Here is a 2,021-nt window from a genome sequence, read left to right on the forward strand (position 1 = left end):
ACCACCCCGGCACTGCTTCGTTGTAAGGCGCTGCATCAGCAGCAGAGAAGCGAGATTATGAAGAACTTCCGTCGCGCCGTCAACAGGTTTTTGCTACTGCCTGAACCTGCCGCCACCGCTGGAAGCCTTGCCGCTATTGGCTCTCCCGCTTCCCGTGCCCCGGCGTCCGGAGCACGAAAGAGCGAGATTCTAGCGAGCCGGCCGGCGCCTTGCAAGCGTTATTTCCACATAAGGAAATTGCCCCAAAACGATTGTCACGAGCTATGAAAACCGGACCGTTCAAACTCCCGCAATCGCGCGCTTACGCATGACGCGCTCCACTACTGCGAGGTAGTGATCGATATCCGGCGTCGCGCGATTTTCTTCTTTTGCGCGGTCGTCCCATTTACGCAGACGCAGCGCGTCCTGTGCGTACGGCTTCTCGAGAAACGCTTCCGCTTCGTCGCGGCTGAAGATCCCGCCTTGCAACTGCAGACTTCGCACCGAATCGGCGGAAAGCTGGTCGAAATACGCGTCGTCGATGGCGCAAAGGCAGCGCTTCGCGTCCACATGCAGACGAATCGGCTCCAGTACCGCGTCCGGCAGCACGGCGCGCAGAAACGGCAACGCGAAGTACTGATGCAGATCGTCGATGCCCCGCTCCGTCGGCGTCGCGCCTTGCAGATTGAGCAAATGCCCGAGGTCATGCAAAAACGCAGCAGCGACGAGTTCGTCGTTCGCGCCAGCCTCTTCCGCTAACACGCCGCTTTGCAATGCATGCTGGAGTTGCGTGACCGGTTCGCCGCTATAAGCGATGCCGCCATATTGCTCGAATAGCGAACGGATGTCGCTCACACTCAGTGCCACGCCGTCACTCCCACGGTAAAGAAAAAGTTTTCAGATTGGTAAAGCTCTTCATCGCTTCCTGAACGCCTTCCTTGTATCCGAGCCCCGAATCCTTGATTCCGCCGAACGGCGTCAACTCGATCCGATAGCCCGGCACTTCCCACACGTTGACCGTGCCCACCCGCAACTCGTTGATGAAACGCGTGATCGCGTCCTGTCGGTTCGTGCACACGCCCGACGACAAACCGAATCGCGTGCCGTTGCTGATGCGGATAGCGTCGTCGAGCGTGTCGAACGTGATGATCGGCGACACCGGCCCGAAGGTTTCCTCGCGCACCACGCTCATTTCCGGCTCAACTCTGTCGAGCACCGTCGGCGAATACAGCGCGCCATTGCGCCGATTGCCGGCAAGCAAACGCGCGCCGCCCGCAATCGCCTCGTTCACGCGCGATTCGAAAAGCTGCGCCGCCGCGACGTCGATGACCGTGCCCATCTGATTCGCCGCATCGAATGGATCGCCGAAGCGCCAGGCCCGCGTCTTCTCGACGACCAGCTCGGCGAAATCCGCCGCGACGCGCTGTTGCACGAGCATCCGCTTGACGGCCGTGCAGCGTTGACCCGAGTTCTTGTACGAGCCCTGCACGGCGAGCGTCGCCGCGCGCTCGAGATCGGCGTCGTCGAGCACGATCAGCGGATCGTTGCCGCCCAACTCGAGCACGACACGCCGATACGCCGCCTTCGCCGCGATGTATTTGCCGATCGCCACGCCGCCCGTGAACGTGACGAGTTCAGCCAGCGGATGCGTGATGAGTTCATCGGCGATTTCGCGCGGGTCGCCGGTCAGCACTTGCAACATCGGCGCGGGCAAACCGGCCTCATACAGAATGTCGGCGAGATAAAGCGCCGACAACGGCACCTTCTCCGACGGCTTCACCACGACGCGATTATTCGTCGCGATTGCCGGCGCGATCTTATGCGCGACCTGGTTCATCGGATGGTTGAACGGCGTGATGGCGACGATCACGCCGGCGAGCGGCTCGCGCTGCGAAAACACGCGCCGCCGCTTGCCGTGCGGCGTCAGATCGCACGCGAAGCTCTGCCCGTCGTCGCGCAATGCTTCCATCGCGGCGAACTTGAACACGTCGGCGACGCGGCCAATTTCATAGCGCGAGTCCTGCTTCGACAGACCCGATTCC

General features: G+C 61.6%; 2 protein-coding genes. Both read right to left on the minus strand.

Annotated features, from left to right (window positions below; all coding sequences use genetic code 11):
* Positions 1 to 279: 279 nt before the first annotated feature.
* Positions 280 to 846 (minus strand): phosphonate degradation HD-domain oxygenase, encoded by a 567-nt coding sequence (locus BGRAMDRAFT_RS33160; protein ID WP_006053313.1) that lies wholly within the window; start codon positions 844 to 846, stop codon positions 280 to 282.
* Positions 847 to 850: 4 nt separating this feature from the next.
* On the minus strand, positions 851 to 2,021 hold a 1,171-nt coding region (gene phnY, locus BGRAMDRAFT_RS33165), incomplete at its 5' end, for a phosphonoacetaldehyde dehydrogenase (RefSeq protein WP_044022092.1).

Source organism: Paraburkholderia graminis C4D1M (genome assembly GCF_000172415.1).
Lineage (GTDB): Bacteria > Pseudomonadota > Gammaproteobacteria > Burkholderiales > Burkholderiaceae > Paraburkholderia > Paraburkholderia graminis.